The organism is Streptomyces spinosus (genome assembly GCF_020400655.1).
Classification (GTDB): Bacteria; Actinomycetota; Actinomycetes; order Streptomycetales; family Streptomycetaceae; genus Streptomyces; species Streptomyces argyrophylli.
Genome location: NZ_JAINRC010000018.1, coordinates 156,304 through 177,036 on the forward strand (window position 1 = coordinate 156,304; position 20,733 = coordinate 177,036).

Annotated in this window: 18 protein-coding genes and 1 pseudogene; 9 read left to right on the forward strand and 10 right to left on the reverse strand. The window is 72.6% G+C overall.

Annotation, left to right across the window (positions count from 1 at the left end; translation table 11 throughout):
- Positions 1-11 precede the first annotated feature (11 nt).
- From LG395_RS31325 to LG395_RS31335, 3 genes are all read left to right on the forward strand, one after another.
- On the forward strand, positions 12-875 hold the full coding sequence (locus tag LG395_RS31325; RefSeq protein ID WP_225812035.1) for a carbohydrate ABC transporter permease: 864 nt from the start codon (positions 12-14) through the stop codon (positions 873-875).
- Positions 872-3,799, forward strand: a complete 2,928-nt coding sequence (locus LG395_RS31330; RefSeq protein WP_225812036.1) for a glycoside hydrolase family 2 TIM barrel-domain containing protein — start codon at positions 872-874, stop codon at positions 3,797-3,799. The genes LG395_RS31325 and LG395_RS31330 overlap by 4 nt, the downstream gene beginning before the upstream one ends.
- 66 nt (positions 3,800-3,865) lie before the next feature.
- Positions 3,866-4,699 (forward strand): SDR family NAD(P)-dependent oxidoreductase, encoded by an 834-nt coding sequence (locus LG395_RS31335; RefSeq protein ID WP_225812037.1) that lies wholly within the window; start codon positions 3,866-3,868, stop codon positions 4,697-4,699.
- A gap of 30 nt (positions 4,700-4,729) precedes the next feature.
- Here the strand turns inward: LG395_RS31335 and ku are convergent, their stop codons facing one another.
- A complete protein-coding gene (gene ku, locus LG395_RS31340) occupies positions 4,730-5,818 on the reverse strand; it encodes a non-homologous end joining protein Ku (protein ID WP_225812038.1) in 1,089 nt (362 codons plus the stop codon).
- 454 nt (positions 5,819-6,272) lie between these two features.
- Between ku and LG395_RS31345 the strand changes: the two genes are divergently transcribed.
- From LG395_RS31345 to LG395_RS31360, 4 genes are all read left to right on the forward strand, one after another.
- Positions 6,273-6,719, forward strand: coding sequence for a hypothetical protein (locus LG395_RS31345; protein ID WP_225812039.1), 447 nt, complete (start codon positions 6,273-6,275; stop codon positions 6,717-6,719).
- A gap of 104 nt (positions 6,720-6,823) precedes the next feature.
- Positions 6,824-8,842 carry a hypothetical protein gene (locus tag LG395_RS31350; protein WP_225812040.1) on the forward strand — a complete coding sequence of 673 codons (2,019 nt, stop codon included), beginning with the start codon at positions 6,824-6,826 and terminating at the stop codon, positions 8,840-8,842.
- A 45-nt stretch (positions 8,843-8,887) separates the two neighbouring features.
- Complete coding sequence (locus LG395_RS31355) at positions 8,888-9,757, forward strand: class II glutamine amidotransferase (RefSeq protein WP_225812041.1); 870 nt, start codon at positions 8,888-8,890, stop codon at positions 9,755-9,757.
- A gap of 272 nt (positions 9,758-10,029) precedes the next feature.
- Positions 10,030-10,605, forward strand: a complete 576-nt coding sequence (locus tag LG395_RS31360; RefSeq protein WP_225812042.1) for a helix-turn-helix transcriptional regulator — start codon at positions 10,030-10,032, stop codon at positions 10,603-10,605.
- 188 nt (positions 10,606-10,793) lie between these two features.
- Here the strand turns inward: LG395_RS31360 and LG395_RS31365 are convergent, their stop codons facing one another.
- The 6 genes and pseudogenes from LG395_RS31365 to LG395_RS31390 form a co-directional block, all read right to left on the reverse strand.
- Complete coding sequence (locus tag LG395_RS31365) at positions 10,794-11,591, reverse strand: L,D-transpeptidase family protein (protein ID WP_225812043.1); 798 nt, start codon at positions 11,589-11,591, stop codon at positions 10,794-10,796.
- 389 nt (positions 11,592-11,980) lie between these two features.
- Positions 11,981-13,189, reverse strand: a complete 1,209-nt coding sequence (locus LG395_RS31370) for a CU044_5270 family protein (RefSeq protein WP_225812044.1) — start codon at positions 13,187-13,189, stop codon at positions 11,981-11,983.
- Positions 13,186-13,755 carry an RNA polymerase sigma factor gene (locus tag LG395_RS31375; RefSeq protein WP_225812045.1) on the reverse strand — a complete coding sequence of 190 codons (570 nt, stop codon included), beginning with the start codon at positions 13,753-13,755 and terminating at the stop codon, positions 13,186-13,188. Before LG395_RS31375 ends, LG395_RS31370 begins: the two co-directional genes overlap by 4 nt.
- Positions 13,756-14,026: 271 nt before the next feature.
- Positions 14,027-14,365, reverse strand: a complete 339-nt coding sequence (locus tag LG395_RS31380) for an STAS domain-containing protein (protein WP_225812046.1) — start codon at positions 14,363-14,365, stop codon at positions 14,027-14,029.
- A 5-nt stretch (positions 14,366-14,370) separates the two neighbouring features.
- A complete protein-coding gene (locus LG395_RS31385; protein ID WP_225812047.1) occupies positions 14,371-15,450 on the reverse strand; it encodes a cobalamin B12-binding domain-containing protein in 1,080 nt (359 codons plus the stop codon).
- A gap of 51 nt (positions 15,451-15,501) precedes the next feature.
- Positions 15,502-15,699, reverse strand: a pseudogene (locus LG395_RS31390) (SpoIIE family protein phosphatase); the annotation flags it as partial.
- 510 nt (positions 15,700-16,209) lie between these two features.
- On the opposite strand from LG395_RS31390, the gene LG395_RS31395 reads away from it, so the two are divergent.
- The gene (locus tag LG395_RS31395; RefSeq protein WP_225812048.1) at positions 16,210-16,506 is read left to right on the forward strand and encodes a GNAT family N-acetyltransferase; all 297 of its coding nucleotides are present in this window, start codon (positions 16,210-16,212) and stop codon (positions 16,504-16,506) included.
- Between the two features lie 58 nt (positions 16,507-16,564).
- Here the strand turns inward: LG395_RS31395 and LG395_RS31400 are convergent, their stop codons facing one another.
- The 3 genes from LG395_RS31400 to LG395_RS31410 all read right to left on the reverse strand — a co-directional run bounded on the left by LG395_RS31400 (position 16,565) and on the right by LG395_RS31410 (position 18,524).
- The gene (locus tag LG395_RS31400; RefSeq protein WP_225812049.1) at positions 16,565-17,047 is read right to left on the reverse strand and encodes an SRPBCC family protein; all 483 of its coding nucleotides are present in this window, start codon (positions 17,045-17,047) and stop codon (positions 16,565-16,567) included.
- A 114-nt stretch (positions 17,048-17,161) separates the two neighbouring features.
- The gene (locus tag LG395_RS41735) at positions 17,162-17,617 is read right to left on the reverse strand and encodes a maleylpyruvate isomerase N-terminal domain-containing protein (RefSeq protein WP_372463490.1); all 456 of its coding nucleotides are present in this window, start codon (positions 17,615-17,617) and stop codon (positions 17,162-17,164) included.
- A 151-nt stretch (positions 17,618-17,768) separates the two neighbouring features.
- Positions 17,769-18,524: a dienelactone hydrolase family protein gene (locus tag LG395_RS31410; RefSeq protein WP_225812050.1), complete on the reverse strand. Its 756-nt coding sequence runs from the start codon at positions 18,522-18,524 to the stop codon at positions 17,769-17,771.
- A gap of 470 nt (positions 18,525-18,994) precedes the next feature.
- Between LG395_RS31410 and LG395_RS31415 the strand changes: the two genes are divergently transcribed.
- On the forward strand, positions 18,995-20,692 hold the full coding sequence (locus tag LG395_RS31415; RefSeq protein WP_225812051.1) for a zinc-binding metallopeptidase family protein: 1,698 nt from the start codon (positions 18,995-18,997) through the stop codon (positions 20,690-20,692).
- The last annotated feature ends 41 nt before the right edge of the window (positions 20,693-20,733 follow it).

Genomic DNA, 20,733 nt, shown 5'->3' on the forward strand with positions numbered 1-20,733 from the left:
GGCCCATCACCATGGCATCCATCCAAGGAACCCGCGGGCCCGGGCGCATCCGGGGAACCCGCACCCGGGGCATCGCCCTGCACGCCGTACTCGTCGTCGGTCTGCTGCTGTCGGCCTTCCCGTTCTACTGGGCCGTCGTCATGTCGACGCACACGTCGTCGGAGATCTTCGCCTATCCGCCGAAGCTGCTGCCGGGCTCGCACTTCCCGGAGAACGTCCGCAACCTCTTCCACAGCGTCGCCTTCTTCGGCTCGATGTGGAACTCGCTGCTGGTGGCGGGCTCGGTGACCTTCCTCGTCCTGTTCTTCGACTCACTGGCGGCCTTCGTGTTCGCCAAGTTCGACTTCCCCGGCAAGAACGTGCTGTTCGCGCTGCTCATGCTCATCTTCATGGTGCCGGCGCAGCTGTCCGCCATCCCGCAGTTCGTGATCATGGCGAAGCTGGGCTGGATCGGCACGATGACCTCGCTGATCGTGCCCGCCGCGGCCAACGCGTTCGGCATCTTCTGGATGCGCCAGTACATGCGGGGCGCCATCCACGACGAACTCCTCGACGCCTCCCGCATCGACGGCGCGAACTTCCTGCGCCAGTACTGGCACGTGGCCCTGCCGGTGGTCCGGCCCGGCCTGGCCTTCCTCGGCATCTTCACCTTCATGGGCCAGTGGAACGACTACGCCTGGCCCCTGATCGCCCTCACCAACCCGGACAACGTCACCCTCCAGGTGGCCCTGTCCCAGCTCAACGGCACGCACGGCACCACCGACTACGGCATAGTCGTGACCGGCGCGCTCCTCGCCCTCGTCCCGCTGCTGGTCGTCTTCGCGATCGGCGCCAAGCAGATCATCGGCGACCTCGGCAAGGGGGCCATCCGTTGACGGACGCACTCCTGGCACTGCGCCCCTGGCAGGCACCCGAGGTGACCTCCTGGGGGCGGCTGCCCATGAACGCCGTCGACCGGCGCTCCGGCGCCCTGTCCCTGGACGGCGACTGGCGCTTCCAGCTGCTGCCGACGCCGGAGGCGACCGTCCACGACACCTGGTCGACGGCACACGTCCCGGGCGCGTGGACCATGCAGGACACCGACGACCTGCCGCAGTACACGAACGTCCGCATGCCGTACCCGCAGTTCCCTCCGCAGGCGCCGGACGCCAATCCCACCGGTGTGTACGAACGGCACGTGGACGTCCCCGCCGACTGGGCCGGCCGCCGGATCGTCCTCCAGGTCGGGGCCGCCGAGAGCGTGCTGCTGGTGCACGTCGACGGACGGCCCGTAGGCATCTCCAAGGACTCCCACCTGGCCGCCGAGTTCGACCTGACCGGCGTCGTGCGCCCCGGTGAGCCCTCGGTCGTACGGCTGACGGTGGTCAAGTGGTCCGACGCCTCGCACATCGAGGACCAGGACCAGTGGTGGCACGGCGGGATCACCCGGTCCGTGCTGCTGTACACGACCGATCCCCTGCACCTCGCGGACGTGAGCGTACGGGCACGCCAGGACGGCGACCTGCGCGTGGACTGCCTGGTGCGCAACGCGGCGGGCGACCGGGCGCTGCCCGAGGGCTGGTACGTCACCGGTGACCTGGACGGCGATCCCCTCGCCCAGGACGCCGGGTTCGACCGGCTCAACGCCGAGGACGAGCGGGTGTCCGACTTCCTGGGCGAGGCCCGTATCCACGCCGTCGTGCCCGGGGTGCGCACCTGGAACGCGGAGCAGCCCGAGCTGTACGGGCTGACCGTCCGGCTGCACCGCCCGGACGGCACGGTCGCCGACTGCTCGCACCACCGCGTCGGCTTCCGGGACGTCGGCATCGTCGGCCGGGACCTGCTGGTCAACGGGGAGCGGGTCTTCATCCGCGGCGTCAACCGGCACGACTTCCACCCGCTGACCGGGCGCACGGTGTCGTACGACGACATGCGCGCGGACCTGGTACTGCTCAAGCGCTTCGGCTTCAACGCGATCCGCACCTCCCACTACCCGAACGACCCGTGGCTGTACGACCTCGCCGACGAACTCGGCTTCTACGTCGTGGACGAGGCCGACATCGAGTCCCACGACCACGCCCACGAGATCGCCGACGACCCGCGCTACCTGAACGCGTTCGTGGACCGCGTCGCGCGCATGGTGCTGCGCGACAGGAACCACCCCTCGGTCATCGTCTGGTCGCTGGGCAACGAGTCCGACTACGGCGCCAACCACGACGCGGCGGCCGGCTGGGTGCGCCGGCACGATCCCACCCGGCCGATCCAGTACGAGGGCGCGGCCAAGCGCGGCTGGGCGGACCCGGACGTGGCGTCCGACATCGCCTGCCCCATGTACGCGCCGCTTCAGGACTGCCTGACCCACGCGCTGTCCGGTCGGCAGACCAAGCCCCTCATCCAGTGCGAGTACTCGCACGCGATGGGCAACAGCAACGGCACGCTGGCCGACCACTGGGCCGCCATCGAGGCCACCGCGGGCCTTCAGGGCGGGTTCATCTGGGAGTTCCGGGACCACGGAATCCTCCAGCGCGTGAGCGACGGCAGGCCGGTCGGGCGCGCGGGCGCCGGACTGTACGGCAACGGTGTCACCGCGCCCGGCCACCGCTGGGCGTACGGCGGCGACTTCGGCGAGGCCCCGCACGACGGGGCGTTCGTCGCGGACGGGATCGTCTTCCCCGACCGCACCCCCAAGCCCGCGATGTACGAACACCGGGAGATCGCGGCACCGGTGCGCATCCGGTCCTTCCGGCACGAGGGCGTCGTCCTCGCCAACCACCAGCACTTCCGCGGCCTGGACTGGCTGACCGGCACCTGGGAGCTGGCGCTGGCCGACGGCCGTACGCTGACCGGCCCTGCCGAACTGCCCGGTCTGCGGCCGGGCGAGACCGCGGCCGTACCGCTGCCGTTCGCGGTGCCGGCCGACGGCGGCGAGGCCTGGCTGACGCTGCGGGTGACGACGGCCGAGGACCAGGCGTGGGCACCGGCCGGTACGGAGGTGTGCGCGCCGCGGATCCGGTTGCGGGCGGCGGACGCGCCGGCACAGCCGGTCGTGGCCGGGCCGGCCGTCGACGTGGACCCCGAGGGGCTGCTGCGCCACCCGCTGCTGACCGCCGCCCCGACGCTGTCGCTGTGGCGGGCGCCCACCGACAACGACGAGCTGGGCGGGATGGCGGCGCGCTGGCGCGCCTGGGGCCTGGACCGGCTGGTGCGCACGGTGGTCTCCGTCGACCGGGACGGCGAGCGGGTGACCGTGGAGGCCGCGTACGCCTGCGCCCTCGGAGTGGTACGGCACCGGCAGACGTTCACACCCGTCGAGGGCGGCGTCCGGGTCGACGAGTCGGCCGACCTGCCCGAGGAGTTCCACGACGTCGCCCGGGTCGGCTCGGTGTTCGAGACGGTGGCCGGGCTCGACCGGATGGAGTGGTTCGGACAGGGTCCCTGGGAGTCGTACCCGGACCGGGCCGCCGGGGCACCGGTCGGCCACCACGCGCTGCCCGTCGACGACCTGTTCACCCCGTACCTGCGCCCCCAGGAAAGCGGCGGCCGGCACGGCGTACGGCGGTTCACGCTGTCGTCCCCCGGGGCGACCGGACTCGCGGTCGAGCTGGACGAGCCCCGCCAGGTCTGTGTCACCCGCTACCGCGCCGAGGACCTCGCCGCCGCCGCGCACCACGACGAACTCACACCGCGGGCCGGCTGTGTGGTCCACGTCGACGCCGCACACCGGGGCCTCGGTACGGCCTCCTGCGGCCCCGACACCTTCCCCGCCTACCTCGTCGCACCGGGGGTGCACCGCTGGAGCTGGACCCTGCGCACGGCATGACGGGCGTGCCGGCGCAGGTCGACGGGTACCGGCGTGTCGTGCTCTCGACGCATACGAGGAGGACCCATGACCAACCACCCCGAATCCCTGTCCGCCGGGGGAACAGCCGTCGTGACCGGTGCCTCCTCGGGCATCGGTGCGGCCTACGCCCGCCGGCTCGCCGCGGAGGGTCACGATCTGGTGCTGGTGGCGCGTCGCGCGGAGCGTCTGCGCGCCCTCGCCGCGGAGCTGACCGGGCGGCACGACGTACGGGTGGAAACCGTCGCCGCGGATCTCAGCGAGGCGGGCGACCTGGACCGGGTCGCCCGGCGAGCCGCCGGGGACGACGTCGGGCTGCTGGTGAACAACGCGGGCATCAACGGCTACGGCCCCTTCGCCGAGACCGACGCGGCGCTGCTGGAGAAGGTGATGGCCGTGAACGTGGTGGCGCTCACCCGGCTCGCCCGTGCGGCCGTGCCGGGCATGCTGGCACGCGGCCGCGGCGCCGTGGTGAACGTGGCTTCCACCCTCGCCTTCGCCGGTTCCCTCCCGCCGGGCCCGCTGCCGGTGCGGGCGGTGTACGCCGGGACCAAGGGCTACGTCGTCACCTTCAGCCGAACCCTCGCCGCGGAGCTGGAGGGTGCGCCGGTCCGCGTCCAGGTGCTGTGCCCCGGGCTGACGGCGACCGAGTTCCACCTCACCCAGGGCCGGGATCCGGTGCCCGGTGACGCGGCACGCGTACACGACGACGGCGGCATGCCCGCCGAGGACGTGGTGACCGCTTCACTGAGGGCCCTGGAAACCGGCGAGGTCGTGTGCGTGCCCGGCCTGGTCGACGGCGAGGCGGTGGACCGCATCGCCGCGGCGGAATCGTCGCTCCGCGCCTCGGCCACCGGCACGCTCGCCCCGCGGTACCTGTGACGACGGGCGGCACGCGCGGTCCGGGAGCGCTCAGGCGGCGGTCTTCTTGCGGCGGCGGCCGCCGGAGGCGAGCGCGTCGACGAGTTCCTCGCGGCTCATCCTCGACCGGCCGGGCACGTCCTGTTCGGTCGCCCGCCGGTACAGCTCCGCCTTGCTCAGCTTCTGCAGCTCCCGCCTGCCGTCGGCACCGCGGCCGCGGGCCCGCGCCGCCCCGGCCTCCTTCGGCGGAGCCTTCCGCGCCGGCGCCTTCGCCGGTCCGCCCGCCGACGACCGGGCGGCCGCCTTGCGCGGTGCCGGCTTCTCCTCGCGCCCGCCGGCCGGCTCCTCGCCACCGCGGCCGGACCGGGCGGCCTTCAGGCTGCCTTCGAGGACCTTCATCAGGTCGATCACGTTGGTCGCCTCCGGCGGCTCCTCGGCCGCCGCGATCTCCTGACCCCCGGCCTTGGCCTTCACCAGCTCGCGCACCTTCTCCTGGTAGGTGTCGCGGTAGCGGGAGGGGTCCCAGTCGGAGCTGAGCGCGTCGACCAGTTGCAGCGCCATGTCCAGCTGCTTGCCCCGTCCCGCCCGGCCGGAGGGAAGCTCGGGCAGTTCCCGGCCCGGGTCACGGACCTCGTCCGCCCAGTGCAGCGTCTGCAACACCAGCACGCCGTCCTCCGCGCGCAGCGCGGTCAGGTACTGCTTGTTGCGCATGACGAAGGTGGCGATCCCCGCCTTGTCCGTCCCCGCCAGCGCGGCGCGCAGCAGCTCGTAGACCTTGGCGTACTCCTTGCCGCGCGGGGCGACGTAGTAGGTGCGGTCGAAGTAGACCGGCTCGATCCGGTCGAGGTCGACGAAGTCGGTGATGTCGATGGTCTGCGAGCGGCCCGGCGCGATCTCGTCGAGTTCGCCGGGCTCGACCACGACGTACCGGCCCTCGTCGAGCTCGTAGCCCTTGACGATGTCGCCGGGGCCGACCTCGTCGCCGGTGCGCTCGTTCACCCGCTTGTTGCGGATCCGGTCCGAGGTGCCCCGCTGCAACTGGTGGAAGTGGACGGTGTGGTCCTCGGTCGCCGTGTAGAGGCCGACGGGGACGGTGACGAGCCCGAAGGTGATCACCCCTGACCAGATCGCCCGAGCCATGACCGTGCTCCGTCCCGTGTCGTCCAGCGCCCGTACTCGGCCCTCCGCTTCCACGCTCGCACCGCCGCCGCGCCCGCGCTCGCCCAGGCCGCGCGTCAGGCGCCCGAATGGTCCTCGCGCGGTTCCCGTCGCACGTCCCAGCGGTGGTGAGCCGCTCCCGGGGGGTTCACGATGGAGGAAGCGGCGCACCGAATCCACAAACGATCACAGCGCTCGACTGGTCGCTGCGGACACGCTCCTGCCCCTCCCGCACGGTTCGCCGCGAGTGCGAGAGCGGCCCCGAAGGGTGCCAGGGCAGCGCCTGCCGGCCAGTGCGCGGCCCCAACCCCCCGGTCCGGCCGCGACGGGACCTCCCTGGCCACGTGCCCACGCACACAGCTCGCCCGTCTCCGGTCGCGGACCGTGCCCGCGGGTGCCGCGCGGGGCGCCGGCGACGGTCAGGAGGAAGATCGCGATGCCTACCGAGACCGAGTTGCTCCGGAGCGACGACAAGCAGATCGAGGAGTTGTTCCGCAAGAGTCCGGCGGGCGAGGTCCCCCGGGGCCCGATGGAGGGCGTGGCCATCATCCCGGGGGCGGGGCGCACGGGGGCACGGGTGCTCGCCGGCGTGGTGAACCGGTTCTGGTGGCGGGGCAAGGTCTTCAGCCCGGAGGGATACCTCAGCAACCGGCTCACCGCGCTGGACATCCTGTCCATCGTCGCCATGGTCGGGCCCGGACCCAGCCGCCTGGACGACCGCGAGTGCATCGTCATCGACTACTCGCACACCTCCACGGTGTTCGGGGGCGTACGGGACGAACTCCGCCAGGTCGACCCGGACCTGTACCTGGGACTGATCTGGCTGGCCGGCCACAGGATCGGCTGGTTCACACTGCGCGACCCCGACAGCGTGCGGGGCTGACCGCCCGTCCCCCCTCTCGGCCGTCCGGCACCGGATCCGTCGGCAGGCCGGGCCCGTGCGCTGTGCGAGGTTCGCACCGTGCCGCCCTGACGAAAGGCCCCACCTTGTTCCCCGTCACACGTATCCGCGGAGCGACGCCCCGGACCCCGGGCACCGCCCGGAGGTCCACGTCCCGTCCCGCCCTCGCCGGTCCCGTCCTGGCCGCGTCCGCCACGCTGGCCCTCACCCTCACGGCGCTTCCCGCGACGACACCGCCCGGCACCGGGGGGGTCCTGCGCGGGACGGTCACCAGCGCGGGGAAGCCGTTGTCCCACGCCACCGTCACGCTCTTCGCGGGAGACCGGCACGGCGTCCGGCAACTGGGGCGCGCCACCACCGACGCACACGGCTCCTTCCGGCTCCGCCACGTGCAGCGCGGGGGCTCCGTGCAGTACGTCGAAGCGGTCCCTTCCGGGGACGAGGCCCTGCGGCTGCGTTCCGTCGTGGGCGTCGGCCCGGGCGGCGGTGTGCCGCAGCGCACGGAATCCGCCGTCACCGTCAACGAGTTCACCACCGTCGCCACCGGCTACGCCCTGGCCCAGTTCACCGGCCGGCACGGCATCTCCGGCCCCAGCCCCGGCCTGGAGAACGCCGCGGCCACGTCGTACAACCTGGCCGACCCGGCCACGGGCAAGCCCGGGAAGGTCGTCACGGACCACAACAACGGCGACAAGAACGACACCCTCGCCACCCTGGGCACCCTGGCCAACCTGGTCTCCCTGTGCGCTCCGGGAGCGGACACCGGACACTGCCGGGACATGCTGCGCCGGACGGCACTTCCGCGGGCCGCCGCCCCGTCGGACACCGCTCAGGCCGTGTCCAACCTGGCCCACGACCCGAAACGGTCCACCGGCGCGCTGTACGCGCTGGCCGGTCGGGCGCACACCTACAGCCCCGCCCTGACCTCCGCGCCCACCGCCTGGATCCTGGCCCTGCACTACACCCCTCCCGAGGTGTACGCGCCCGGACGCATGGCCGTCGACGCCAAGGGGAACGTCTGGTCCACCGTCAACTGGCTGCCCGGCACACGGAACCCCAGTACCTTCGTCACCGTTCAGGACCCCCTGGGCAACCCGGTCCTGAACAGCCCGATCAGCGGCGGCGGCATGAAGGCCGGGGCCTGGGGCATCGCCATCGACCACCAGGGTTCCGTCTGGGTGCCGAGCTACGGCGGTGACGCCATGTCGAAGTACTCGTCGGCCGGGAAGCCGCTCTCACCCGCGACGGGGTTCAAGGACGGCGGCCTGAACCACCCGCAGGGCACCGCCGTCGACCAGCGGGGCAACGTCTGGATAGCGAACTTCTACGGCCTGAAGGGCAACCGCGGCAAGGGGAACGTGATCGTGTACCCGCACGGTGACCCCTCCAAGGCGATCACCATCACCGGCGGTGGCCTCGACCACCCGTTCGCCCTCCAGATCGACGGCTACGGACGGGCCTGGGTGACCAACGCCCGCCTCAACGGCGCCAGGCTGATGGACAAGCGCCCCCTCGACGCTCACGCGGGCGGCAGCGTCACGGTGATCGGGCCCGACTTCAAGCCGACCTCGTTCTCGCCCGTCAAGGACGCCTCGCTCGACTGGCCCCTCGGCCTCGCCGTCGACTCCGTGAACAACGTCTGGGTGCCCAACTTCCTCAGCGACTCGGTCACCGAGATCGGGCCGGACGGAAAGGTCGCCGGCGTGCACAAGCTGGCCCGGCGCATCGCCCCCTGGTCCGTGGCCGTCGACGGTTCCGACCGGGTGTGGGTGGCCGGCTTCGGCACTCCGTCCGTCACCGTCCTGTGCGGCGCGAACACCGGCGCCTGCCCGCCCGGCTCCACCACGGGCTCCGTACTGTCACCGCCCGGCGGCTTCCGCAGCCAGTCCATCCAGCACCTCACCGCCGTCCAGCTCGACCAGTCCGGCAACGTCTGGCTGGCCAACAACTGGTCCCGGCTGGTCCCGCCCACCGGTGGTGACGGCCTCGTCGAACTCGTCGGCGCCGCCACACCCGTCTGCACACCCCTTCAGCCGCTGCCGTCCCGCCCGGCGTCCACCGGCCCCACCCCGTGCGCCCTCCAGCACGGCACCGGGCACCCGTGACCCGTCCGCACCCCCACGCCCCGGCCAGCCCTCCGGAGGAACGCCGTGTGCCGTCTCTTCGGCCTCAGCAGCGCCCCGCGCCGTACCCGCGCCACGTTCTGGCTCCTGGACGCCCCCGACAGCCTCAGCCGGCAGAGCCACCATGACCCCGACGGCACCGGTCTCGGCCACTTCGCCGCCGACGGCACCCCGCGCGTCGACAAGGCCCCCATCGCCGCCTACCGCGACCTCGCCTTCGCCGAGGAGGCCCGCGAGGTCGAGTCGGCGACCTTCATCGCCCACGTGCGCTTCGCCTCCACCGGCAGCCTCGATGTCCGCAACACCCATCCCTTCGAGCAGGACGGGCGCCTCTTCGCCCACAACGGGGTCATCGAGGGCCTGGACGAGCTCGACGACCACCTGGGCGAGGACCGGTCACTCGTGGCGGGCGACACCGACTCCGAGCGGTTCTTCGCCCTGATCACCCGGGAGACCCGGCGGCACGGCGGGGACGTCACCGAGGGCATCCGGCACGCCGCCCACTGGATCGCCGCCCACCTGCCCGTCTACGCCATCAACCTGGTCCTCGTCACCGCGGAGGAACTGTGGGCGCTGCGCTACCCGGACACCCACGACCTCTACGTCCTCGAGCGCCGGCCGGGCGGCCAGCACGGCAGCCGGCACCTCGATCACACCGGCACCCACGGCCGTATGCGCATCCGCTCGTCACACCTCGCCGAGCTGCCCGCCGTCGTCGTCGCCAGCGAACGCATGGACGACAACCCGCACTGGCGCGAGATGGAGCCCGGCGAACTGCTGCACGTCGGCCCCGGCCTCCGCCTCGCCCACCAGGTCGCCCTCCCCGATCCCCCGGCACACCGGCTCACCCTGGACGACCTGCGCCCGGACGCGGCCGCCTCCCAGAAGGCTGCCTGAGGCTGCCCGCACGGCCTGCTCCGGCCGGCACCAGGCAGTACCGCGCCACCGAGGTCGACGAGGAAGGCGAGCGTGTGCCGGGCCGGCCCCGGCCGCGTCCGGCCCCTGGCGTATCCGAGATCCCGGCCCCTTCGGTCCCTCCTCGCCTGCCGCGGGCCCCTCGCGGGTCGCGCGGAGCCTCGTCGCACTGGTGACGCTCGTTCCGGAACTGTTAGCGTCTGGCCGGCCGCGCCCTCGGCACGTGGCCGGCGGGTTCCGGAAGAGGGTGGGGGATGGACGAGGCGACGTTCGGCGGGCTGCTGCGTGCGGCACGGCAGCGGGCCCTGCTGACCCTGGAGAGTCTCGCCGAGGCTTCCGGGGTGAGCGTCCGGGCCATCAGCGACATGGAACGAGGCAAGAGCCTGCCCCGGCAGGCCACGCTGAACGAGTTGCTGGACGCCCTGGAACTGAGCGAGGAGGAACGGCGCCCCCTCGTACAGGCGTCCGCACGGCGTGCCGGACGGGTGCCACGGCAGTTGCCGCCGGATCTGTCGGCGTTCCGCGGACGCGCCGGTACCCGGGGCAACATCGGCTACGTCCGGCAGCGCCTGGGCGACCTCGACGGCGCGATCGCCGACTACCGCGCGTCGCTGCGGCTCTACGAGGAGGTCCTCGACGAGTACAAGCAGGCGGAAGTGCTCGACGACCTGGCCTCCGCCCAGTTGGAGCGCGGAGAGACACAGGAGGCACGGGCCAACCTGGTCCGTTCGGCCGAACTCTTCGCCGGGTTGCGGGTCGCGCGCGCCGCGGAGATGCGCGCCAAGGCGGAGGCACTCGCCAAAGCACCGACGGCGACGCCGGGCCTCTAGGGTCTTTCGTTTGGATCAGGCCGGATCAGGGAGCGGGGTCTGGTGCCGTGCGTCGCAAGGCGGAGGAGGGCGCCATGGCGGAGCCATGGCAACCGACGACAACGCGGCGAGGCGCGGCACCAGGGCCCGCGGAGCCCGGCGTGATCCGAACGAGCGGCCCCGGGGGCCCGGCGTGGACCGCGGAACCGTCATCGGGCCAGGGAAGCCGCGTCGCCCATGACCACGACGGGATGGTCGGCGGGGTCGAGCGTGCGCAGCAGCTGCTTCATGTGGGCCTTGGAGACGCTGATGCACGCGTGGGTGGGGCCGCCGTGGTCGACGTGGATCCATATGCCCCCGCCGCGGTTCGCCCCCATCGGGTGAGTGCCGTCCATCGGCGACGTACCGGGCCGCCGGTTGTAGTCGATGGCGATGACGTAGTCGAAGGAGCCACCGAGCGGTTCGCCCTCGAAGCCGGTGCCGCCGGCCCAGAAGGCGCCGGAGTGGTGGTAGGGCAACTTGGCACCGGGGTCGGGCAGGCGGCCGCCGGCGTCGCTGAGGCCGAACACTCCTGTCGGGCTGTGCAGGTCGCCCTCGTAGTGCTCGTCGGTCCATCCCCTGTAGCCGTTGTGCGCGTCCCACACCGCCCCGGGACGCCAGCCGTCGTCGCTCCGCTGCCAGAGTACGACTTTCGAGGTGGCCGACTTCCGGCCGGCTCCGGTGACGAGGACGACCTGCCGGGTGTCGGCCGGGATCTTCGCCAGCGTCTCGGGGCCGAGCCCCGGCAGTTGCGCGGGGAGCTCGGGCCGCGCCCGGGTGGTCGCCTTCGACGCGGCCGGGGCGGACGCCGACTGTCCGCTCTCCGGCCCGGCGGCGGCCTGGTCGTCGGAGATGCTCCTGGCTGCCGGAGCGGAGGCGCCGGCGGGCAGGTGCTGGCAGGCGGTTACGCCCAGCGCGGAGATGACGAGCGCCGCGGTCGCCGACAGGCAGGTCTTGTGGAGACGCATGGGTGCAGGCTTTCTCGATCGGGAGGGGTGGAGGAAATCGCGTGGGGGCCGCCGTGCCGCGACGCGCGAGTGGTGCCACCCCAAGTCGCGGCGTGCTCGACCTCGTCGGGCGGACCACGCGAGGAGCCCCGGGTCGCGAGGGCGTTCCATGGCCTTCGGCCGATCACCAGGGCGGTCCGCGACACGGGGAGGTCGGATGCCGCAGCCCGGCCGCGGCGCCGAGGCCGCGTACGGCGCGGCGGCCGCGGGCGGGAGCCGGGTCTCCCCAGCCGCCTGCCGCCCGCGTCGGCGGCAGGCCTCCGGGTGCGTCACACGGTTGCGCGAGGATCACACGTGTGCCGGGGGGCGGCCTGCCGCGTGTGCTTCCGTGTCGCCGGCCGGGCCGCGGTTCAGCTGTGGGCGTTCCTGGGCACGGTGATCTGGTGCTCGCCCCAGTTCATCCGGGTGATCGCCCGGCAGTCGACCCTCGTGCCCGCTTCCAGGCCCGCCCTGCCGGCCCTGGCCGAGGGTTCCACCAGCAGGTACTCGTCGCTGAGCATGGAGCCGGTGGCGGGGTCGAAGACCAGCCGCTGCCTGGTGGTCCCCAGAGGGGTCCGATACGTGTCGGGGGGTTCGACCCCCACGCCTTCGCGCCCCAGCGCGTCGGTGACGTGTCCGAGCACGCGGACCCCGGGCAGACCGGCCATCAGCCGGTACGCCGCGGCACGGACGGCGGGCTTCACGGGCATGGTGACGAGGTTGCCCGCCTGTCGCAGCATCCAGGTACTCCGACCCGGCGCGCTGTGGTCCGCGCTGTCGTCCTGGGCGTAGAGCTTCTCCAGGTAGTGGCGGAGTGCTCCGTCGGTGGCGGGCAGTGCCCGCAGCTCCTTGTACGAGACGTTGTCCGGGCCGAGGGCGTAGATCTTGTCGTCGATGTTCGTCCGCATGACCGTCGGCCGCCCGGTTCCCATCACGAAGCGGTGCCTGGCGGTCCCGGACGCCGCACTCGTCTCGGTCTCGACCTCGCGGGGCGAGCCCGCAGCCCGCCAGCGCGTCCGGTCCGCCGCGGTTCGGGGTTCGGTCACGGAGTCCAGCCCCGAGACCGCCAGGCTCCCGGTACCGGGCCGCACGCCCACCGACCATTCCTCCGTCGACGTGACGCGCAGCGCGAAGAGCTGCCCGTTCGCTTCGGCGACGTCCGTGTACCGCGACTGCGTGGTGGTCTGCCAGTAGGCCGCTTCGGCGGAGACCTCTGCCTTCTTCGCCGCGCTGAGGAGTTCGATACGACCGTCCACGTCCGCGGCACCGCTCGGTGCCCGCGTCGCGGCGGAGGACCGCGGCCGGGCCGTGGAACCGTCGTCCGGCGCATGTGTGCCGAGCGTGTTCACGGTCACCACGACGGACGCCGCCACCGCTGCGAGGGCCACCGCTCCGAGGGGGCGGTACCGGCTCCTCAGCCGCCTGACGTGGCCGTCCGCGGGGTCGGAGACGATGTGCGCGTAGAGCCGGCGCTGCCGCATCGGGTCCACCAGCCGGGAGGGGTTCAGCTCGTCGGGCCGTGCGTCCGCGAGCACCTTCATGGCGTCGGGCCGTCCGGACCGCTTGGCGGAGTTCTTCATGCGGGCGCTCCTTGCTGCTGGGTGTGGATCGTGGCCTCCAACGGGGTGTGTACGGACGCCGCCTCTGTCGCCTGTGCCGTCTCCAGGACCTTCTCCAGACGGCGGCGGGCCCGGAACAGCCGGACCGTGAGCGTGGCGCCGGTGCAGTTCAGGACCTGGGCCGCCTCCTTGGCGCTCAGGCCGTGCCAGGCGATCAGCGTCAGCAGTTCCCGGTCGGTGTCCGACAGGCTCGCGAGGGCCTTCAACGCGATGTGCCGGTCGGTGACCTCCGCCGCGACGTCACCGGCGTGTATCTGGGTGCCGCGGCTGATGCGCTCTGCTTCCTCCGCGGCGATGGCGTACCGGAGGGCGTCGCGGCGGCGCAGTTCTCGCACCAGGTTGCGGGCCACTCCCAGAAGCCACGGCAGCGCCGGTTCGGGGAGGTCGTGCCTTCGCCGCCAGGCGACCGTGAACGTCTCGCTGGTGATGTCCTCTCCTGCTTGCCGTCCGACGAGGCTCGTCGCATAGCCAAGGACGCGCGGGTAGCACTCCTCGTAAACGTCTCGGAAGCGCTCGGCAGTTGTCACGGACGCGCTCCCTTCATCCTGGCTCTCACACCGAGCAATGCGCGCTGACGCCCGTTCCTTACACGCGAGGGAGGAAAATCTGCCGAAGTGATCGACGTCATATCGCCGCCCCACATCCCGGCAGGTCAGCCGGCGCGTGATGCCCTTTCAGCACCAGCGGCCCGCGGGGGACCCTGAAGATGCGCACCGCCTCCTGCGCCGGTCTGCTCGCCTGCCCTCGCCGCGGCTCTCACGGCTTGAGGCAGCGGCGACGACACCGGGGCCGAAGAGGTCAGGTGGAGGTGGGTGGCGCGGTGAGGTGGGCGAGGATGTCGGTGACGTGCAGCATGCGTTCGAGGTGGGGCGGCCGGTTGTCCAGGTGGAGGGTGGCTCCGAGGGCGCTGGTGCGACGGTGGATCATGAGCAGGGCCGCCAGCCCGGAGGAGTCGATGTACGCCAGCTCGCGGAAGTCGAGCCGGACGTCGGCCGGCGGTGGCCCGCCCGCCGTGAGCCGCCGACCGACCTCGTCGAGGAGGTCGTCGCTGGTGTCGTAGTCGAGTTCGCCGCCGACCAGGACGGTCAGCGTGGTGGGCTCGCGGCGGACGGTCAGGGTGAATTCGCCGGGCGGCATGTGCGTCATGCGTGTGTGCCGGGGGCGGGACGGGTGGTGTGCTCGGTCAGGGCGGTCCTGCCGTGGCCGAGGGTCTTCAGGGCGCGGGGGAAGTCGTGGAGTTGGCCGGTCAGGGCGTCGAGGCCGGCCGACAGCGAGTGGGCGGGGACACCCCTGGCTGTGAGGATGCCGGCGGTCCAGGTGAGGAAGGTCGTGAACAGGTCGGGGTCGTCGACGTAGAGCGCGGCGGCCAGGAAGTCGACGATGTGGGCGATGTCCTCGGCGGTGCGTTCGTGCTGGGCACCGCTGTAGGCGCGCATGGCGGGGAAGCGGTCCTCCAGGTCGGCCAGGGTCTGCTTGACGATCTGGGGCCGGGACCGGGCGACCAGGGTGTATTCCTGGTCGGCCAGGTGCGGCAGGTCGTCGACCGTGTGCCGGATCGCCGACGCGTCCGGCCGCGGTATGCCCGCCGCCAGGACGGCGACCGCGGCCCGTGCGTCGGCCGCCCACCGGTCGGCGCCCAGAGCGGTGGCGTAGCGGCCTCGGGGGCCGAAGGCGCGGCCTCCGGCCAGGACGGGGACACCGATGGCCTGGCACGCGGTGATGGCGGCGTGCGCGGTCGGCAGGTGGGTGGGGATCGATCCGGACAGCAGGACCGCGTCGGGGTCGGTCAGGTGCAGGTGGGCGACCAGGTGCGGGGTGGGTGTCTGGGCGCCGAGGTAGTCCACCTGCCAGCCGTGCAGGGTGAGGATCTCGGCGACCAGGCGGGCGGGCAGTGCGTGCCATTCCCCGTCCACGCAGGCCACCGTCACCCGGCCGCGGTCCGGTGCGGGCCGGCCGGCGCCGGGATGGTGGGCGAGGGAGGCGATGACCCGCTCGTTGATGGCGGTGGCGGCGTGCTCCTGGGCGACGCTGATACGGTCCGCCGCCCATTCGATGCCGACTTTCTCCTGCACGGGTGCGATGACCTGGAGCAGGAGCGTTTCCCGGCTCACCCCCTGGGCGAGGGCGTCGTGGACGGTCGCGACGGCTCGCTGCTCGTCACCGTCGATCACGGCCTGCCACAGCCGTCGCACCGCACCGGTCGTCGCGGTGGGCTCACTCACTGCCTGCTCCTCCTGGTCGGTCCCCGTCGGTCGTACGGCGGTCGACGATGCTCAGCGCGCCGGTGTCGGGGTGGTGATGGCCATGACGGCCATGTCGTCGTGGCGGCCGGTGCCCAGCCACCGCGCGGCCGGCATCCGTACCCGCTCCACCACCGCCTCCGCCGGCATGCCCACGCACCCGGCGAGCGTCCGCCTCAGCCGGTCCTCCCCGAAGAGCTCATCACCCAGCGGGCCGCCGCGGGCCTCAGTCCACGCCGGGCCGGTCTGCCGGCCGGCTCCGGGTCGACGGGCGGAACAGCTGTGGGATGCAGTCACGAACAGAGGCACGCACGGTGCGCACCTCACCACCTTCCTGCCATACGGGAACAGATTTCCTTCGGCAACCGTCCCGCACGAGCCCCGGCCATTGCAAGCCTCCCGCGAAAGGCGTCCGCAAACACCACGAATCAGCCTGGCGCGGGGCTTGCCGTCAAAGTCCGCGACACGGGCATAACCGGATGGCTCACGGCTGAGGCCGGGCAGGGCGTCGCCGTGAGGTCACCGTGCGCACCGTGCGCTCTGACAGAGGCTGTCGTACGTGCCGAGGCCGGGGCCGGACCGTGGCCGGGGCACGGGCCAGCCATGGGCCGGGCCGCGCTCTTGCCGGCCGGGCAGCCGAACTCCGACAGCGGGCTGTCCCACGCGCCGGCCGCCGCCCGTGAGCGCGGGGCAGCACATGTGGCCATGAGCCGGGCCAGCCCCGGGGCGCACGTGTCACACATGCTGCGACCCGGCGGCGCACATGTCGGACAGCCCTTCGTCCAGGCCTGCCTCGCCGAGGTGGACGGGGTGCCCGCCGGAGCGGGCCTGGCGGGGCCGACCGGACGACATGTCGGGCACGCCGACATCGCTACCCTGCACGACCACCGGCGCCAGGGCGTCGGCCCCGCGGTGCCCCAGGCGATCCTGCGGGACGGCCGGACCACCGGGGCGTACACGGCGCATCCGCACTCCAGTCAGGAGGCGCTACCGCTCTTCGAGCAGGCCGGCTTGCGCACCCGGTGGGCGGGCCGCTAGGCCGGGCCGGAGCGGATCACGCGCGCGCCGGGTGGGGCCGGAGCGGCGGAGGGGCGGCTCACACGCTTGGCGGCGAGCCGTCCGACAGCCGGGCGAGCTGCGCGTGCCACAGTTCGTCCAGGCGCTCCACCCACGTGGGCGACAACGTGTCGAACGCCTTCGGGAGGGAGGCGCGGACGGCGCTCTCGACGACGATCTCCGTGCCGTCCCCGACCTCGGTGAGCAGGTACCCCTGGTACAGCCGGACACTGGTGCCCAGGCACATCCAGCCGAGCCGGCGGGGCGGTTCGTTCTCTCCCACGTAGACCTCGAACCGGTGGCCGCACCAGAGCACCTCGAAGGTCTGGGTGAAGGTCCGGGTGCTGACCTCCTCGCACCCCGGCACCCAGCTGGTCCAGCCCGCGGCGTCGGTGAGCACGCGGAAGACCCGCTCGGGCGGGCCGGGCACGACGGCCCGGACGTGGTGGAAGCCGTGGGCCTCGGCAGGTGAGAAGCCGGACGGCCAGTGGATGTCCGGGTGGCTGTCTGCGGGGTCGTGCATCCCACTCTCTCTCACGTCGCTTCTGGCTCCGGTCGCCCTCCGGCGGCGCTCGTGACGCGTACCGCAGGACATGCCCCCGCCCAGGATGCGGTATCGCCCGTGCTGGTCCATACGTCATCTGACTGGCCGCGCACCGGCCCGCGCGTCAGCTGTCGCCGCTCCCGGTCTGCTCGGCCACCAGGTACGCGGCGTACCACTCGGCCCAGCAGACTCGGCGAGCCAGGCGTCCAGGGCTTCACGGTCGCGGGGCGCGGTCGGGGCGCCCTTCGGGTTCGTCCTCGCCGGGGGCTCGGCGCCCGGACCCGCCGCGACGATGGCGGCCTGACGGCGGCGGCCGTCGCCGAGGTGCTGCGCCAGGTCGCGCAGCGTCCAGTCCGGGCAGGTCGGGACCTGGACGTTTAGGTCGGCGGCGGACGCGATCGCGGCGCGGAACGCGGCCGAGCGGACTTCGATCAGCCGCAGGACCTCGGGAATCCAAGATGTCCGGCACGTCGGTTGTGTACCACGGCGCCCCGGCCACCGGATAGCGCATTTGTTTCGGACCAACACCTCGGCGGCCGGGCGGAGCACCGGTGTTGTAGCCTCCTGGAACTCCGCGCACCGCTCGCCACCGGCGACTTCCCGAGCAGTGCGTGAACGCCGGCCTGATCAGTCACCGACCGTGGACCGCCGCAGGGACCGAAGGGACCGGCATCGCAACCATGGTCCGCGCTCCGTGCCCTCAGAGGGTGCGGGCGAACAGGGCGAGGAGCTCGGTCCAGTGCCGCTCGGCCGCGACGGGGTCGTAGGCGGCGGTGTCGGACTGGGTGTAGCCGTGGTGCGCGCCCTCGTAGACCTCGCACCGGTGCGTGACGCCCGCCTCGGTGAGTGCCTGCTCCAGGCGGCTGACCTCGTCTTCGGGCATCGACGGGTCGTCGTCGGCGTGCGCGAAGTACAGCTCGGCGGTGATCCGGCCGGCGAGCAGGTGGGGGCTGTCGGGCGCCTCGCTCGCCAGCCGGCCGCCGTGGAAGCCGGCCGCCGCGGCGACCCGGCCGGGATGGGTGCCGGCCGTGTACAGAGCGAGCCGGGCACCCATGCAGTAGCCGGTGACGCCCACCGGTCCCTCCGCCACCGAGGGCGCGTCCGCGAGCCAGTCCAGGTAGGCTCCGGCGTCGCGCTCGGTCAGGTCCGGCGTGAGCGACTCCATGACCGGGACGATCCGCTCCACGACGTCCGGCCGGGCCTCCGTGTCGATGAACTCGGGCAGCTCCACGACCGGGGCGGGGCCGTGCCGGTAGAAGACGTTCGGCACGAGCACCGTGTAGCCGGACGCCGCCAGCCGGTCGGCCATCGCCTTCAGATGCGGGCGCAGCCCGAACGCGTCCTGGTACCCCAGCACACCTGGGTGTGCCGTCCTGTCGTCCGGACGGACGAGGTAGGCGTCGGCGGTACCGTCGGCGGTGGCGATGTCCACGGAGGTTCGGCTCAGGGCGCTCATGGCGGGCCGCCTTTCGGTGCGGTCGGGACGGGCGGCGGCACGACGCACACCGCCTCGCTCACACATGTCGAACACACCTGCTCGTCCCGTGATTCCCGTTCGCCGTGACACATCGCCATATGTTTCTCTGCGGCCGGCCCGCGCAGAGCGGGAGGCGGCCGTTCCGCCGGGGGAGATGGAACGGCCGCCGGTCCCGCCGCACCTCGATCGTGCGGCGGAGCCTCCCTTTTTGACAACGGATCAGGCATCCCGGAAGGTTCACATCCGCCGGCTCGGCTCCGGAACGGTCCGCCCACCTTCCCCGCCTCCGGACTCCGCTGCGAACTCATCGTACGCGCAACCGGGTTGGGAACCGGAGCACCTGATGTTCCCCCGCACGGACACATATGATCGTTCGGCGACATGCCACGACCACATGTCACGGAGCCGGTCGTCCGGCTCTGCCCTCACACCGCGAGGACGAGACTGACGTGAACGACTTCCACCCCGGCCGCCGACGCCTGCTGAAGATGTTCGGGCTGGGTGCCACCGCGACCACCGCGACCCTCCTCAAGGCCGACCCGGTGCTCGCCGCGACGCTCGGGTACGACGAGAAGACCGGTGTCTCCCCGGCCACGTACGAGGCCCCCAAGGGGCTGGCGCGGGACTCCGCCGCCAAGCGGACCGCGCTCGACTGGATCTCGGCCAACGAGGGCGCGGTCAAGAAGCTGAGCGACGAGGTGTGGCAGCACGCGGAACTGTCGCTGCGCGAGTGGAAGTCCTCCCTCGCCCACGCCAGACTGCTCAAGGACAACGGCTTCACCGTCGAGTGGGGCGCGGGGGGCTTCCCGACCGCCTTCGTCGCCACGTACGGCACGGAGGGGCCCGTCCTCGGCTTCAACGCCGAGTACGACGCGCTGCCCGGCCTCTCCCAGAAGAAGGGTGTGGGCAGCCACGACCCCCTCGTCTACAACTACGACGCCTACGGCCCGACGTACGGCGCCGGCCACGGCGACGCCCACAACGCCCTGGGCGCGGGCGGCACCGCCGCCGCGATCGCCGTCGCCCAGGCGATCCGGGCGGGCGGCCTCAAGGCCCGGGTCAAGCTGTTCGGCAGCGCGGGCGAGGAACAGCTCGTCGGCAAGGCGTACGCCGTCAAGGCGGGCGTGTACGACGGTCTCGACGCGTTCCTGGACTGGCACCCGTTCAACATCACGGTGCCGTTCTGGAACACCACCAGCGCGCTGATATCGGCCACGTTCACCTTCCTCGGCGCCTCCGGTCACGGCGGCACCCCGCTCGGCAACAAGAGCGGCCTGGACGGCGCGCTGCTGATGGCGACGATGTCGGAGTACCTGCGGGAGAAGAACGTCGCCCCGTCCGGGCGGTTCCACTACGCGATCGTCAACGGCGGCGGCGCGCCCAACGTGACCCCGGACATGTGCTCCATCTGGTTCTTCGTCCGCGAGGGCAGCCCGGCCCGCGCCCGGGTGCTCTACGACAAGATCGTGGAGTGCGGGAAGGCCGCCGCCCAGGCCAGCCAGACCCGCCTGGTGCACAAGTTCCACTCCGCGACGTGGAACCTGCTGGCCAACAAGGCCGGCGCGGAACTGCTCAACGACAACATGCGGCAGATCGGCGCCCCCGACTTCACCGACGCCGACCACGCCCTGGCCAAGAGCATCCAGAAGTCGCTGGGCAAGCCCGAGGTGGGCATGCCGACCGAGCTGACCCCGCTCGCTCCCCCGGCGGCCGCGTACACCGGCGGGCTGGCCACCGACACCGCCGACATCAGCTGGCAGGCACCCACCGCCGTGCTGCTGTCCGCGGCCTACCCGCCCGGCATCCCGAACCACAACTGGGGTGTCACGGCGACCGCCGCCACCAACATCGGCCACCAGGCCCTGCTGTCGGCCGCCCGCTACCTGGCCGCGGCCGCGATCGACCTGATCGAGCAGCCGGAGCAGCTGGACGCGATGAAGCAGGAGTTCAAGGACCGTACCGAGGGCGTCGCATGGGCGTCGATGATCCCGGACGGCAACCAGCCGCCGCTGTACGAGCCGCCGGCCGGCTTCCTGAAGGCGACCGGGCAGAGCTGGCCGCCGAAGGGCGTGACCTGGCCGGTGCCCCCGGTGGTGTCCACCGAGCAGCTCGGCACCACCGGTCCCGGCCTCCCGCCCGTCACCTGAGGTCCGTCGCCTCCGCACACCCCCGCCCGTGGCCTGTTGCT